The following is a 13,959-nucleotide window of genomic DNA, read 5'->3' as shown; positions in this document are numbered from 1 at the left end:
CGGTCAAGCGGTGCCCCGAGACCCGGCGGCAACACCCCCCAGGTCATCCCTTCGACAGGGGGCAAACAGCCATACCGGGCCCGGGGGCCAGGCGCCCCGTTTCGGGGCCACGAGAAAGGTAACGGGGCGGGCGGTTCCGCGACGGCGCCACGGTAGGCGCGGAGGCATCGCCCCGGGCCGGACGGGGTCACTTCGGCGCCGCGAGGGCGGTCGGCCGGGCCCGGGCGACGGCGGCGCATCCTCGCCACCGTCGCGGCGCCGGGGCCGGGCGGGACACCCGGCGCCGTCCGGCCTCAGCCGGCGGGCTCGTCGGCGGCGGGGGAGGGGTCGGCCCTTTCCCCGCCGCCGGTCAGCGGCGGCAACAGGTCCGTGAGCCCTCCCCGGTCCGGGGCCGGCTGCGGCTCCTCCTCCGGCTCCGCCGACGGCGGCCCGGGCGGGGCCGCCGGGTCCGTGCCGGGCGGGCTCTCCCCGACCTCCTCCGGCGCGTCCTGCACGGGCTCCTCCCCGTCATCCCCGTCCGGTCCGCCGTCGGACTCCTCCTCCCGAGCCTCCTCGTCCTCCCGGGGGCCGCCGTCCGCCGGGACGGCCGGCGCGCTCTCGCGCGGGCCGACATCGGCCCGTCCGGTCTCCGGCTCGAAGTCCCGTACCGGCTGCCCGGCGAGCGCCGATTCCGTGTACCGGGCCCAGATCCGGGCCGGTACACCGCCACCGCTGATCCGTTCCTCGCCCAGCGCCCCGTACATCGGCACCTGCGCCCCGCTGACCGGGTCCTGGCCCAACACCCCGACCACCGTCGCCAATTCGGGGGTGTACCCGGCGAACCACGCCGCCTTGTCCTGTTCCGCCGTGCCGGTCTTGCCCGCCGCCGGACGCCCGGCGGCCAGCGCGGCGGTGCCGGTACCGCTCTCCACCACACCGCGCAGGATCGCCGTCGTCGAGTCCGCCGCCGCCCGGCTCACCGCCCGTTCCGACCGGGAGCGGGGCAGCCCCACCGGCCGGCCGTCCCGGGTGACCGAGTCCACCAGTACCATCGGCCGCCGCTCACCCCGGGCCGCCAACGTGGCGTAGGCGCCCGCCAGGTCCAGCGCGCTCGGTGTGGCCGTCCCCAGGGAGATCGAGCCCTCGGCCTCGGCCAGGCCGGGCGTCTCCTCCGGCAGTCCCAGCGCGATCGCGGTGTCGCGGACCAGCTCGGGACCCACGTCCACGCCCAGTTGGGCGAAGACGGAGTTCACCGAGAGGTCCATCGCCCGACCGACCGTCACCGTGCCGTGGTCGGTGTCCCGCTCGTTGGCCGGCGCCCACCCCGTGTGAACCCCGTCCCGGCCCACCACCGGACGCCCACTGGTGCCGTCGTAGGGGGTGTACGGTCCGATCGGCACGCCGGCACGGGTCACCGCGCCGTGCTCGCGGGCCGCCGCGTACACGAACGGCTTGAAGGTGGAGGCGGCCTGGTAGTCCCGCCGGGTGGCGTTGTTCAGGTACTGGACGGTGTAGTCCACGCCCCCGTACATGGCCACCACCCGACCGGTGTCCGGCTCCACCGAGGCCGCGCCCGCCCGCAGCGTCGCGTCCTGCGGGCGGTCCGGGCTCAGCCGTTCCAACAGCTCCTCGGCCACGGCCTCGACCAGCGCCTCCTGCTTGTCGGGCTCGAAGGTGGTGGTGATCCGGAAGCCACCGGCGGCCAGCCGCTGTTCGTCCAGCGTCCCGCTCGCCAGCAGGTGGGCGCGGGCCGCCTCCACCAGATAGCCGCGCTGCCCGGACAGCCCGGACGGTGCGGGCGGCACCCCCGGCTCGGGGAAGGTGATCGCGGCCCGCTCCGAGGCGGTCAGCCACCCCCGGGAGACCATGCCGTCCAGCACGTATCCCCAACGGGCCAGGGCCCGGTCCCGCCGCTCGGGGGCGACCCGCACGTCGTACAGGCTCGGGGCGTTCAACAGGGCGGCCAGGTAGGCACCCTCACCGACGCCCAACTCCTCCACGTCCTTGTCGTAGTACGCCCGCGCGGCGGCCTGGATGCCGTAGGCCCCGCGCCCGAAGTAACTGGTGTTCAGGTAACCGGCCAGGATCTCGTCCTTGGACACCTCGCGGTCCAGCTTCACCGAGATGAAGAACTCCCGGCTCTTGCGGGAGAGGGTCTGCCGCTGGTCCAGGTAGTAGTTCTTCACGTACTGCTGGGTGATCGTGGAGCCCGACTGCCGGGCCTCGCCGCGCAGCATCCGCCAACCGGCGCGGACCACGCCCTTGGGGTCGATCGCGGAGGTGGTGTAGAAGTCGCGGTCCTCGGCGGCCAGTACGGCCCACCGCACGTGCTCGGGCACCCGCTCCAGGGAGACGTTCTCCCGGTTCACCTCGCCGGTGCGGGCCAGCGGCGAACCGTCCGCGTACAACCAGACGTTGGCCTGGGCCGCCGCCGCCTCCCGGGGGCGGGGGATGTCGACCAGCAGGTAGCCGGCGACCAACACCCCGCCGACGGCGACCACCAGTGCCGCCACCGAACCCAGCAGCACCCGCCGCCATCGGCTCCGGCGGGCCGGCGGCACCCGGCCGGGGCGCGGCTCCCACCCGTCCTGTCGGCCGGGTCGCCGGCCCGCCGGCGGGGGTTCCCCACCGGCCCCGCCCCGGCCGCCGCCCCGGAGCGCGGGGAGATCGGGGGCCTTCGACCGCACGGCCGTGGCGGGGGAACGCCCCCGCCCGCCGCCGGTCGGGCCGGCCCGATCACCCCGGCCGCCTCGTTCCCGTCGCCCGACCCGCTCGTCTCGTCTCGCCATAACCGCCGCATCCCGCCGCCGGACCACACCCCGAACCGGGGTACCCCCTGCGCCGGGGGCCTCGTTACACCCCGACAACGGCCCACGGGGCGGGATGGGCACGGGGAGGGTTGTCTTTCGGCCGGCGGGGTGACGAGGACCGGCCGGCCCCGGGGCGGTCCCCGGGCGGCCGGTCGGGGACCCGGAAGGGGGCGGTCACCCGCTCCGAGCGGGATTCTCACGGGGTCGGTCCGGGTCGTGAGCCGGGCCCCGGAGCCGCCACCCCGGTGGGGCCGACCGGCCGGCGCGTCCCCACCGATACCGGTGCCCGCCGTCCCGGGGCCGGCTCCGCCGTCCGCGGGGGTGCCGGTGCCCGCTGTGCCGGTGCCCGCTGTGCCGGTGCCCGCCGGGATGTTCCGGGGGCGTGCCCGGCCGATACCGGCGGATCAGAGCGGGCCACCCACCGAGGGGCACAGGACGTCGCATACGGCGCGGTCGGCCGGACTCCCGGGGGCGTCGGCGGGGGCGGTGGCCCGGGCCGACGACTCCGGGAGGCCCGCCGAACCCACCCCGACGGTGGAGCGGAGCCCCCGGCCCCGCCCCGCCATTCTCCCCGGCGATCCACCGTCCGGCACGTCGATTCCCGCCGGAGCGGCGGTGCCCGAACGGGTGGACACGCCGTTGATGCCGCTTCCATCATGATCCGTCACTTTTCCCACCGTCGCCTCCCCCGTCCACCCGACCACATCGACCGATCCGTCCCCTTCCCACCCACATGATGCTGTGGGGACCCCTTCGCGTTGCGCACAATGCACAGGGACCAACCGAACGGGTGGGAGCGGATGAACCAGGACGCGGAACGGGCCGGACAGGCCGACGACGACGGACATCGGGCGGGACCTCCCGCCGTGACGGGTGCGGACGGCGCGGAGGGGCCGCCGCGGATGCCGTCGGAAGAACGACACGGGGGCGGGCCGCCCCCCGGCGTGGACGCGCCCCCGGGGCCGGTACCGGAGCCGGTGCCCGAACCCGCCGACGCGCCGGGCCCCGGCACCCGCCCCGCCCCGGCCGACGCCCTGCTCCCCGGCAAACTCACCGACGGCTTCACCGAGATGGACCTGGAGAAGCAGCGCGGTCTGCGCCGGATGAAGGTGGTCGCCACCGGCCTGCTGGTCTTCGTCGCGGTGGTCTACGTGCTGGCCACCTGGGCCGAGGCCCGCGGCGCCGGCCCCTGGGCCGGGTACGTGGCGGCGGCGGCCGAGGCGGGGATGGTCGGTGCGCTCGCCGACTGGTTCGCCGTCACCGCCCTGTTCCGCCACCCGCTCGGTCTGCCGATCCCGCACACCGCGATCATCCCGAGCAAGAAGGACCAGCTGGGCGAGTCGCTGGGTGACTTCGTGGGGGAGAACTTCCTCTCCGAACAGGTGGTTCGGGAGAAGATCGCCGCGGTGGACCTCGGCGGGCGGGTGGGGGCCTGGCTGGCGCAGCCGGACAACGCCGACCGGGTCACCTCCGAACTGGCCAACGCCCTGCGCGGCGGCCTGGCGGTCCTGCGGGACTCCGACGTCCAGGCGATCCTCGGGGAGGCCATCACCCGGCGCGCCGAGGCGGCCGAGGTCTCCCCGGCGCTGGGCAGGCTGCTGGGCCGCACGGTCGAGGACGGGGGACACCATCGCCTGGTGGACCTGTTCTGCGCCAAGGCGCACGACTGGCTGGTGGAGCACCGCGACGCCGTCATGACGGCGGTGGAGGGCGGCGCGCCGGGCTGGACACCCCGCTTCGTGGACCGTCGGGTCGGCGACCGCGTCTACCGCGAACTGCTGCGCTTCGTCACCGAGATGCGGGACAGTCCCGACCACCCCGCGCGCGGGGCCGTGGACCGCTTCCTGGCCGACCTCGCGGTACAGCTCCGGGAGGACCCGGCCACCCGCGAGCGGGTGGAGCGGGCGAAGTCCGAACTGCTGAACCGGCCCGAGGTGCAGGACGTCATCGCCTCCGCCTGGACGGCTGTGCGGGAGATGGTGCTCGCGGCGGCCGAGGACGAGCGCAGCGCGCTGCGGCTGCGGGCCCGCACCTCCGTGCTCTCCCTGGGGGCCCGACTGGAGGCGGATCCGCGCCTGCGCGGCAAGCTGGACACCTGGGTCACCAACGCAGCCGTGCACGTGGTCACCGGCTACCGCCACGAGATCACCTCGCTGATCAGCGACACCGTGGCGAGCTGGGACGCCCGCCACACCTCCCGCAAGATCGAGCTGCACATCGGACGCGACCTGCAGTTCATCCGGCTCAACGGGACGATCATCGGCGCGCTGGCGGGGTTGGTGATCCACACCGCGACCCGGGCCCTGGGCGGCTGACGCCCGCCCGCACGCCCGGGTGGCCGTCCCGGCCCGGGCCGGGACGGCCACCCGGCGGAGCGGGCCGGGCGGGCCCGTCGGCCTCCCCACCGTCCCGGGACGGGGCTGCCGCCCTTCCGGGCCCGTCCGGCTGCCGACCCCGGGGAACGGAGGACCGGGGGCGTTCCCGGAACCCGGTGGCGTCGTCGGAGACCCCGACGAGGGCACCGACCGCCATCCGTCCCGGCACGATGCCGACGCCGACGCCGGGTGCGCATCCGAGGGTCATCGGGGAGAGCGGTGGGTTCCGGGATGGGACCCCGTCGGCGGGGACGTGCCCGGGAGTGGGGGCCGGCCCGGGGTCGGTCCGTTCCCGTCGGTCGTGGTCCGGCCGGGTCCGCGCCCGTTCGGGCACCGGGGGTGGTGGCACGGTTCACGCACCCGTCGGTCACCCGGGTCCCGGACCGACCGGTGCCACCGGGGTGGGCGGCTCGCGGCGGCGGATAGGATGCCGGATGTCGCGGCCGTGGCGGAATGGCGAGACGCGCTGGGTTTAGGTCCCAGTGGGCGCAAGCCCGTGAGGGTTCGAATCCCTCCGGCCGCACCGTGGCGCGTCGCGGGGCCCGCCCCGGACCGGCCGGCATCGGCCGACCGGGCGGGGTGCCCGTTCACCCGGTCCGCCCGTTCCCTCTCCGGCCCTCCCACGGCCGGAGACCGCGGTTTCCGGCCGTGGTCCGGCACCGTCGCGGACACGCCGCCCGCCCGGGGACGCCCCACCCCCGCGCGGGGGTTAGCGTGGGGCTGAACGGACCGCCCCGCCACCATCCGCCCCGGCGGCCGGGGCGCGGGCGATCCGCCGTCGAAACATCCGTCACGGAGGATGGAAAGCACATGGCAACCACGCGCACGGCGACCACCCAGTGGCAGGGCCCGCTCATGGGCGGCGCGGGCACCGTCGCCCTCGAGTCGTCCGGCCTGGGCACCTACGACGTCACCTGGCCCTCCCGGGCCGAGGAGCCCAACGGCCGCACCAGCCCGGAGGAGTTGATCGCGGCGGCCCACTCCTCCTGTTACTCCATGGCGTTCTCGCACGGCCTGGCCGGTGCCGGCACGCCGCCGGAGTCGGTGGAGACCCGGGCGGACGTCACCTTCCAGCCCGGCGAGGGCATCACCGGCATCAGGCTCACCGTCAAGGCGCGGGTGCCGGGCCTCTCGGAGGACGACTTCCGTAAGGCAGCCGAGGGAGCCAAGGAGAACTGCCCGGTCAGCAAGGCCCTCGGCGGGGTGGACATCACCCTCGAGGCCGAACTGCTCTCCTGAACCGGGCGTCCCGGGCTCCCCCCGGGGCGCCCGGGCGCGGGTTCATCCGGTTCCGGGCCCCGTCCCGGTCGTCCGCCGTCGCGGCGGCGACCGGGACGGGGCCCGGACCGCGAGCCGCCCGATGCCGCTCCCACCGCGGACCCGACAGCCCGAAGGCGGCGCCGGGGTCGGCCCACGGCAGGGCTCAGCCGTGCCGTACGGCGTCCACCGGTTCGCCCAGGGTGTGGCCGGGTCCGTCCGGGGAGTCGATCCACAACCACTGCCGCCGGCCCTCCACGGTCACCCCGAACCGTTCCGGGCCCGGCCGGTCCCGCTCGTCCCACACCCGGTACAGCCGTTCCACCTCCGACCACAGCCGGCGCGGCCCGCCCTCCGTCACCCTGCCGTCCCGCCCCAGGCGCGCGGTGGAGCCGTCCGCCCCGCGCAGGGCCACCGCCCCCGGCCCGGAACCCGGTTCGGGGTCCGTCCGCCACTCCACGCCCGGCTCGCACAGGTCCGCCCAGAAGCGGAAGTCCGGGTCGGTCGCCGCCCGGGGCGTCACCTCCGCCGGCCGGCCGGGATCGTCGGCGTCGGGCTCCACGGCCGGGGCCTCCGGCCGGCCGCGGTTGGTGCGCAGTGGCATGAACCAGGCGCCGCCCCGGAAGCGACCCTCCGCCCGGTCCGGCCCGGTGCGGCGCAGTTGGATCACCGCGTACCCCAGCGGCGCGACCAGCACGCCGTCCACCATGAGCTGACGCAGCCAGGACAACGGCACCGAGTCGATCCGACAGGTCGCGATGATCCGGTCGTAGGGTGCGCCGGTCGGCCACCCCATGGAACCGTCGGCGGTGACCACCCTCGGCCGACGCCCGGCGGCGGCCAGATGGGCCCGCGCGGCGCCGGTCAGCTCCGCGTCCAGGTCCACGCTGGTCACCAGGTGATCCCCCACCCGATGCGCCATCAGAGCGGCGTTCCAGCCGGTGCCGGTGCCGATCTCCAGGATCCGGGAACCGTCGCGCACCTCCAGGTCGTGCAACATGCTCGCCATCAACGAGGGCTGGGAGCTGGAGGAGACCGGCTCGCCGCCGCGCCGGTGGGTGACCAGGGCCCGGTCCTCGTGCACGCCGCGCAGCCACAGGTCGGGATGATCGTGGCGGTCGATCCGCAGCCCCGAGGGGTCGTAGTAGCGCGGCACGAACAAGTGCCGGGGCACCTCCTCGAAGGCGGTCCGCCAGGCGGGGTCGGGGAGGGCCCCGGCCGCGACGAGGGCGTTCACCAGGTCGTGTCGGAGCCGGGTGGCCTCCCGATCGATGTCGCGCTCGCCCCGGCCCTCGCCGATGGGTCCACCCATGGTCGCCCTCACCCTTTCCCGCGGTGTCTCTCCCGGCTTTTCGGCCGGTTGTTCCGACCATCCGGCGTTCCGGGCGGCCGTTCCGTGCGGTGGGTCGCCCGGAGCCCTCCGTCGATCCGGACGTCCCGTCGGGGCGCCCGCCCTCCGACGTGCCCCGTACCGCCGACCGGAGCCCCGACTTTCCCGGGCCCCTTTTCGAACCGTCCCACGAGCCGGCCGGGAACGCCGGCGGACGCGGCGGCCGGCGGCCCCGCCGTCACGCCGGGGGGTGAACCCGGGGCCGGCCGGGAGAGACTTCCGGCCCGTCCGCCCGGTCGAACGGCCCCGGGGTGAAGAATGGGGCGCATGAGTGTCGTGAAGATCAACGTGATCGAGGTTCCGGCGGAGCGGCGCGAGGAGTTGGAGCGGCGCTTCGCCTCCCGTGCCGGGCTGGTGGAGAACTCCGACGGCTTCGAGTGGTTCGAGTTGCTGCGCCCGGTGGAGGGCACCGACCGCTACCTCGTCTACACCCGGTGGCGCAGCGAGGCGGACTTCGAGGCCTGGATGAACGGTTCGATGCGGCAGGCGCACACCGGTGGCGGCTCCGGCGGCCCCGGTGGTGGGGGAGCCGGACAGGGCGGTGGTGACGGTGCCGGCGGGCAGCGGCCGGCGGCCACGGGGGCGACCCTGTGGTCCTTCGAGGTGGTGCAGCAGGCGGCCCCGGGCGGTTCGGCCGAGGATTCGGAGGCCACGAACGGCGAGGGCTGAGCCCGATCGCGACGGTCCGGGACGGGGAGCGTCCCCGCGCCGGACCGTCGCGGCCGGCGTTCCGGGACACGCCGGCGTTCCGGGACACGAAAGAGGCGGGTCCCGTGACACCCGAGGTGTCACGGGACCCGCCTTGTCGGTGCGCCGCCAGGGACTCGAACCCCGGACCCGCTGATTAAGAGTCAGCTGCTCTAACCAACTGAGCTAGCGGCGCCGACGCGGCCGTTCGTCCGGCCGACATCCACCATCCTACCCCGGTCCGGAGGTGCTACCGACCACGACGGGCCCGCCGTCCGACCGGTGCCCGGCCCCCGCCGATCCCGTCCCGGGGTCCTCCCCGGGCCCCGGGGCACGCCGCCGGACGGGTCACAGGACCAGGCTGAGCAGGGTCGGCGCGGCCTGCCGGTTCAGGGTCTCGGCGGCCTCCCGCAACCGGTATCCCTGGCGCAGCGGGAGGGAGAGCGCCAGACAGCCCACCGAGGCCCCGGCGGTCAGCGGCACCGCCGCGCAGACGGTGCCCACCGCGTATTCCTGGAGGTCCAGCATGGGCATGCTCGCCGGATGGTGGTCCAGGGTGGTGAGCAGGGCCCGGCGGTCGGTGATGGTCCGGGAGGTGAGGCGGGCGGCCCGGTGCCGGGAGATGTGGTCCCGGCGACCGTCGTGGTCGAGCTGGCCCAGCAGGCACTTGCCGATCGCGGTGGCGTGCGCGGCGGCTCGGAACTCCACCCACTGGTTGACCGCGGGCATCTCGGGCGTGGAGCTGACGTGCGGCACGATCATCTCGCCGTCGGCGTACCGGCCGATGTAGACGGCGGCGCCGACCTCGCGGCGCAGCCGGTCCAGGGACTGCCGGAGCTTCTCCTCCCGGGCGCGCCGGCGGTCACCACCGGAGTTGAGCAGGACCATGGCCTCACCGCTGGTCCAGCTGCCGTCCCGCAGTCGGTGGACGTATCCCTCCTGCTGGAGGAGGCGCAGCAGTTCCCCCAGACGGCCCGGCGGCAGTCCCGTGCGTCGGCCCAGTTCGGCCTCCAGCGCCCCCTCGGAACTCTCCGCGATCGTCTCCAGCAGGCGCAGCGCGTACCGGACGGAATGGAAGGGGGCGGCCACCCCGGACCTGAGCGCCACAGCGTCCTCCCTGGGGACTCGCGGTTATCCGCCGTGCCGATGACTGTCCACCAGATTAGCGGGCGATCGGTGTCCGGGGCACACCATTGGCACGGCTCACCGACACACGGGCCGGCGCGTCCGCCCGCCGGGGGCCGTGGTCCCCGGCGGGCGGACGCGGGGAAATCCCGCGTCGACGGGAGGCCGGCGGGAGATCGGGGGCGTCGACGCGGCGCTACTGCACGCTGCGCAGGAAGTCCCGGGTCCGCTGGTGGCCCGGATCGCCGAACAACTGCTCGGGCGGGGCGGCCTCCACGATCTTGCCCTTGTCGAACATCATGACGCAGTCCGAGATGTCCCGGGCGAAGGACATCTCGTGCGTCACGCACAGCATGGTGATGTCGGTGGTGTGCGCGATGTCCCGCAGCACGTCCAGCACACCCGCCACCAGCTCCGGGTCCAGGGCGGAGGTCACCTCGTCCAGCAGCAGCACCTTCGGCCGCATCGCGAGCGCGCGGGCGATGGCCACCCGCTGCTGCTGCCCGCCGGAGAGCTGGGTGGGGTACTTGTCCAGGTGCTCGGTCAGGCCCACCAACTCGATCAGGTCCCGACCCCGGGCCTCCGCCTCGTCCTTGGACATCCCCAGCACGTGCACCGGCGCCTCGGTGACGTTGCGCAGCACCTTCATGTTGGGGAAGAGGTTGAACTGCTGGAAGACCATGCCGATCTTCTTGCGGACCTCACGGGTGTGCTTCTCCCCGGCGGGCACCAGCTTCCCGCCGCGCTCCTCGTGGGTGAGGTGATCGCCGTCCACCGTGATGGTGCCCTCGTCGGGCTTCACCAGCGTCATCAGCAGCCGCAGGATCGTCGTCTTGCCCGACCCGGAGGGGCCGATCAGGGTGACGTGCTTGCGCGGGTACACCGAGAAGCACAGATCGTCCAGGACGGTCAGCTCCCCGAACCGCTTGGTGACGTCCTGGAAGCGGATCAGCTCCGGCCCGTCCTCGCGTCGGCCGTCACCCGCGTCCGGCGCGGCGACGGTCTTCGAGGTGTCGGTCCTCGTGGTGTCGACCTCCGGCCGGGCGGGGTCGTCCTGTGGGGTGCTCTGCGGGGTGTCCACCGTGGTCTCCGTGGTCGATCTCGGGTCCGTGGTCGTGCTCGGCCGGCTCGGCGGCGTCGTCGGGTCGGTGGGTGGCTCGGTCGGCGGCTCAGTGGGTGGCAAGACGGCGCTCCAGGGCTCGGATCAGCAACGAGGCCGGATAGGCGACCAGGACGAAGGCGATACCGACCACCGTGTACGGCTCCATGAAACGGAAGGTCTCGGTACCGAAGGTGCGCGCCTCCCCGAGCATCTCCATCAGACCGATGGTCGCGATCAGCGGGGTCTCCTTGAGCATGGCGATCACGTAGTTGCCCAGCGCCGGCACGCTGCGTCGGAACGCCTGCGGCAGGATCACCGACTGCCAGGTGCGGCGCGGCGACATGCTCAGCGCGTGCGCCGCCTCCCACTGGCCGACCGGCACCGCCTCGATGCCGGCCCGGTAGACCTCCATCGTGTAGGTCGAGTAGTGCAGACCCAGGCCGACGGCCCCGGCCACCATGACGGGAACGGTCGGACCCCACTCGGGCAGCACGAAGAACAGGAAGAACAGCTGCACCAGCAACGGAGTGTTGCGGATGAACTCGGTGAAGGCCAGCACCGGCCAGCGCACGAACGCCGGTCCGCGCACCGCGAGGGCCCACACCAGGCCCAGCGAGAAGGCGATCAGGGTGCCCCAGACCAGTGCCTGGAGGGTGGTCAGCAGACCACTCCGGAAGTAGGGCATGAAGTCGGCGACGACTCCCCAGTCCCAGTTCACGCGTTCACACCCCCCATCGCCCGGGTGTCACCGGCGGCACCGGGCGAACCCGCCCCGCGCTTGCGGAACAGCGGTACCCGTTCGGGCTCCTGTCCCACACCCTTCTTGGCCTGCCGCTCCACCACCCGCATCCCGCGGGTGATGGCGAAAGCCAGGATGAAGTACATGACCAGTAGCAGCGTGTAGACCGGCGCGTTGTCACCGGTGGAGAGTCGGATCACATTCCCCGCGAAGGCGAGGTCGGAGACCGAGATCACGGAGACCAACGCGGTGCCCTTCATCAACTCGATGGTCAGCGCGTTGAGCGGGGCCACCATCTCCGGCCACGCCTGCGGGAACTCCACCCGGCGAAGGCGCTGCATCGGGGTGAAGCTCAACGCGATACCGGCCTCCCGCTGGGCGACCGGCACGGAGGCCAGCGCCCCGCGCACGATCTCCGAGCCGTAGGCCCCGTAGGTCAGGCCGAGCGCCAGTACACCCGCCCACATCGCCACCAACTCGTAGCCGAACATCAGGGGGAAGGCGAAGGCGAACCAGAACAGCATCACCAGGGCGGAGGTGCCCCGGAAGATCTCGAAGTAGGTACCGGACAGGAAGCGCACGATCCACAGCCGGGAGGTGCGCAGCGTGCCGATGGCCAGGGCCACGGCGAAGGCCAGGGCGGCGCTGAAGATCGTGACCTGCACGGTCACCCACAGCCCCGGCAGAATCCAGCTGGTGAACAGACCCCACGTCATTCCGAGCACAGCTCCTCTGCGGTGAGATCCGTCATGTCCTCCTCGGTGAAGCCGTAGGGCTCCACGAGCTCCAGCAGTCGACCGGTCTCCTTGAGGTCGTGCAGCTCGGCGTTGAACGCGTCGCGCAGCGCCGTCTCGTCGGGGCGGAACGCGAAGCCTCCGGCGCCGAGCTGCTCCTCGCCGTCCACCACCGGCACGAACGGCTCGGTGGCCTCCACACCGCTGTCCTCACGGACGGCGGCGGTCATGGTCGGGGCGGTGCCGAAGAAGGCGTCGATCCGGCCGTGCCGCACGGCGTTGAGGCCGGCCAGCTGGTCCGGGTAGGTGCCGATGCTGCCCGGGTCCACACCGTTGCCGATCGCGTAGTCGCGCTGGAACCAGCCGGGGCCGGTGGCGGAGGTCGCGCCGCTCTCGGCGAGCGAGGCGTAGTCGGTGATGCCCAGCGGGTTTCCCTCGGCGACGATGAAGGCGTCCTTGGCGACGTAGTCGGGGTCGGAGAAGATCACCTGTTGGCAGCGCTCGGGGCTGATCCACATCCCGGCGGCCACCACGTCGAACTGGCGGGCCCGCAGACCGGGGATGAGCGAGCCGAACTCGGTGAGGACCGGCTGGAAGCGCTCGATGCCCAGCCGGCCGAAGATCTCCCGGGCGATGGCCGGGGACTGCCCGGTGAGCGAGCCGTCCTTGGCGTCGATGTAGGAGTACGGGATCTCGCTGGCGATGCCCAGCCGCACCACGCCCTGCGCGCGCAGCCGTTCCAGCGGATCACCGCCCTCGGGGTCGATCCGGGCGCACCCGGCGGCGCCGGTGATGCCGAGGAGGCCGAGCGCGGCGGCCCCGGAGAGCAGGGTGCGGCGGCTCGGCCCGGCCGGATCGGGGGACATCGGGGACGGTGGCGGCCCGGCGGCGTCGGTCGGTGGACCCGACAGCGGACCGAAAAAGGGTCGGCGTCTGCGTCGTGAACGAACCATGGGCCGCCGGTTACCCGATTTTCGGACTGTCATGCGGATCGATTTCGGTCCGAGACCCAAGAGAACCGGAAGCGAATCATCCGGGTGGCCCGGGGACGCGCGCGGCGCTCCCGGGTCACCATGGGCGTGCCGGACGATCACGGGGGCCCCGCGCGCCCCCGACGACCGACCGGCCGACCCGGCCCGTTCAGGGCCCCATCACCCCGTCCCGGGAGGAACATGTCGAGCGCGACCCCCCACCCGACATCCCAGCACCCGACCCCCGAACCCGCCGAGCGGTTCGTCACCGTGTCCCTGGACCGCCGCGGCGTCAGCTGCACGGCCCGGCTGCTGACCGAGAAGGCGCCGCTGACCTGCGCCGCCGTATGGGAGGCGCTGCCGCTGTCGGGAGACGTCTACCACGCCAAATACGCCCGCAACGAGATCTACGCGCTGCTCTCCCCCTTCGCCGGGGAGGAGCCCCCGCTGGAGAACCCCACGGTCACCCCGATCCCCGGCGACCTGTGCTACTTCACCTTCAGCGAGACCCAACTCAACACCGGGTCCTACGGCTACGAGAGCCGTGCCGGCCACCGGGGACGGCCCACCGTGGTGGACCTCGCGCTGTTCTACGAACGGAACAACCTGCTGATCAACGGTGATCAGGGATGGGTGCCGGGCATCGTCTGGGGCGCGGTGGTGGACGGGCTGGACCGGATGGCCGACGCCTGTCAGGACCTGTGGCGTTCCGGGGCCCGGGGGGAGACCCTCTCCTTCGCCCGGGCCTGAGTCGGCTCCCGCCGGGGCGGGGGCCGGATCGGGATCGCCG

11 protein-coding genes and 2 tRNA genes are annotated in these 13,959 nt (G+C 73.9%); 5 read left to right on the top strand and 8 right to left on the bottom strand.

The genetic code is table 11. From position 1 onward, the window contains the following. Positions 1 to 293 precede the first annotated feature (293 nt). On the bottom strand, positions 294 to 2,507 hold the full coding sequence (locus LZF96_RS17670) for a transglycosylase domain-containing protein (RefSeq protein ID WP_233873168.1): 2,214 nt from the start codon (positions 2,505 to 2,507) through the stop codon (positions 294 to 296). Between the two features lie 1,184 nt (positions 2,508 to 3,691). On the opposite strand from LZF96_RS17670, the gene LZF96_RS17665 reads away from it, so the two are divergent. The 3 genes from LZF96_RS17665 to LZF96_RS17655 all read left to right on the top strand — a co-directional run bounded on the left by LZF96_RS17665 (position 3,692) and on the right by LZF96_RS17655 (position 6,403). Further along, complete coding sequence (locus LZF96_RS17665; RefSeq protein ID WP_374203265.1) at positions 3,692 to 5,104, top strand: DUF445 domain-containing protein; 1,413 nt, start codon at positions 3,692 to 3,694, stop codon at positions 5,102 to 5,104. Positions 5,105 to 5,603: 499 nt separating this feature from the next. After that, positions 5,604 to 5,687 (top strand) — tRNA-Leu (locus tag LZF96_RS17660). A gap of 287 nt (positions 5,688 to 5,974) precedes the next feature. Next, positions 5,975 to 6,403 carry an OsmC family protein gene (locus LZF96_RS17655; RefSeq protein WP_233873162.1) on the top strand — a complete coding sequence of 143 codons (429 nt, stop codon included), beginning with the start codon at positions 5,975 to 5,977 and terminating at the stop codon, positions 6,401 to 6,403. 184 nt (positions 6,404 to 6,587) lie between these two features. Here the strand turns inward: LZF96_RS17655 and LZF96_RS17650 are convergent, their stop codons facing one another. Then, on the bottom strand, positions 6,588 to 7,733 hold the full coding sequence (locus LZF96_RS17650; protein ID WP_233873159.1) for a methyltransferase domain-containing protein: 1,146 nt from the start codon (positions 7,731 to 7,733) through the stop codon (positions 6,588 to 6,590). Between the two features lie 345 nt (positions 7,734 to 8,078). Here LZF96_RS17650 and LZF96_RS17645 point away from each other — a divergent pair, with 345 nt between their 5' ends. Then, positions 8,079 to 8,480 carry an antibiotic biosynthesis monooxygenase gene (locus tag LZF96_RS17645; protein ID WP_233873156.1) on the top strand — a complete coding sequence of 134 codons (402 nt, stop codon included), beginning with the start codon at positions 8,079 to 8,081 and terminating at the stop codon, positions 8,478 to 8,480. A 140-nt stretch (positions 8,481 to 8,620) separates the two neighbouring features. Here LZF96_RS17645 and LZF96_RS17640 read toward each other — a convergent pair. The 6 genes from LZF96_RS17640 to ehuB all read right to left on the bottom strand — a co-directional run bounded on the left by LZF96_RS17640 (position 8,621) and on the right by ehuB (position 13,064). Continuing rightward, positions 8,621 to 8,694 (bottom strand) — tRNA-Lys (locus tag LZF96_RS17640). Between the two features lie 152 nt (positions 8,695 to 8,846). Next, complete coding sequence (locus LZF96_RS17635; RefSeq protein ID WP_233873153.1) at positions 8,847 to 9,605, bottom strand: IclR family transcriptional regulator C-terminal domain-containing protein; 759 nt, start codon at positions 9,603 to 9,605, stop codon at positions 8,847 to 8,849. 214 nt (positions 9,606 to 9,819) lie between these two features. Further along, positions 9,820 to 10,575 carry an ectoine/hydroxyectoine ABC transporter ATP-binding protein EhuA gene (gene ehuA, locus LZF96_RS17630; RefSeq protein WP_233873197.1) on the bottom strand — a complete coding sequence of 252 codons (756 nt, stop codon included), beginning with the start codon at positions 10,573 to 10,575 and terminating at the stop codon, positions 9,820 to 9,822. Between the two features lie 217 nt (positions 10,576 to 10,792). Then, positions 10,793 to 11,443, bottom strand: a complete 651-nt coding sequence (gene ehuD, locus LZF96_RS17625; protein ID WP_233873150.1) for an ectoine/hydroxyectoine ABC transporter permease subunit EhuD — start codon at positions 11,441 to 11,443, stop codon at positions 10,793 to 10,795. Beyond that, entirely contained in the window at positions 11,440 to 12,180 is a 741-nt protein-coding gene (gene ehuC, locus LZF96_RS17620; RefSeq protein ID WP_233873147.1) for an ectoine/hydroxyectoine ABC transporter permease subunit EhuC, read from the bottom strand. Before ehuC ends, ehuD begins: the two co-directional genes overlap by 4 nt. Continuing rightward, positions 12,177 to 13,064: an ectoine/hydroxyectoine ABC transporter substrate-binding protein EhuB gene (gene ehuB / locus LZF96_RS17615; protein WP_233873145.1), complete on the bottom strand. Its 888-nt coding sequence runs from the start codon at positions 13,062 to 13,064 to the stop codon at positions 12,177 to 12,179. The genes ehuC and ehuB overlap by 4 nt, the downstream gene beginning before the upstream one ends. 306 nt (positions 13,065 to 13,370) lie before the next feature. Between ehuB and LZF96_RS17610 the strand changes: the two genes are divergently transcribed. Beyond that, positions 13,371 to 13,919, top strand: a complete 549-nt coding sequence (locus LZF96_RS17610) for a DUF3830 family protein (RefSeq protein WP_233873142.1) — start codon at positions 13,371 to 13,373, stop codon at positions 13,917 to 13,919. Positions 13,920 to 13,959 lie beyond the last annotated feature (40 nt).

The sequence above is a fragment of the Streptomyces sp. ST2-7A genome (assembly GCF_021390475.1).
GTDB lineage: Bacteria > Actinomycetota > Actinomycetes > Streptomycetales > Streptomycetaceae > Streptomyces.
This window is presented reverse-complemented; position numbering and strand designations above follow the sequence as displayed.

Coding starts and splice junctions, on each gene's coding strand:
- LZF96_RS17665 (WP_374203265.1), top strand. CDS start 3,692: ATGCCGTCGGAAGAACGACACGGGGGCGGGCCGCCCCCCGGCGTGGAC.
- ehuB (WP_233873145.1), bottom strand. CDS start 13,064: ATGTCCCCCGATCCGGCCGGGCCGAGCCGCCGCACCCTGCTCTCCGGG.
- ehuC (WP_233873147.1), bottom strand. CDS start 12,180: ATGACGTGGGGTCTGTTCACCAGCTGGATTCTGCCGGGGCTGTGGGTG.
- LZF96_RS17645 (WP_233873156.1), top strand. CDS start 8,079: ATGAGTGTCGTGAAGATCAACGTGATCGAGGTTCCGGCGGAGCGGCGC.
- LZF96_RS17610 (WP_233873142.1), top strand. CDS start 13,371: ATGTCGAGCGCGACCCCCCACCCGACATCCCAGCACCCGACCCCCGAA.
- LZF96_RS17650 (WP_233873159.1), bottom strand. CDS start 7,733: ATGGGTGGACCCATCGGCGAGGGCCGGGGCGAGCGCGACATCGATCGG.
- LZF96_RS17655 (WP_233873162.1), top strand. CDS start 5,975: ATGGCAACCACGCGCACGGCGACCACCCAGTGGCAGGGCCCGCTCATG.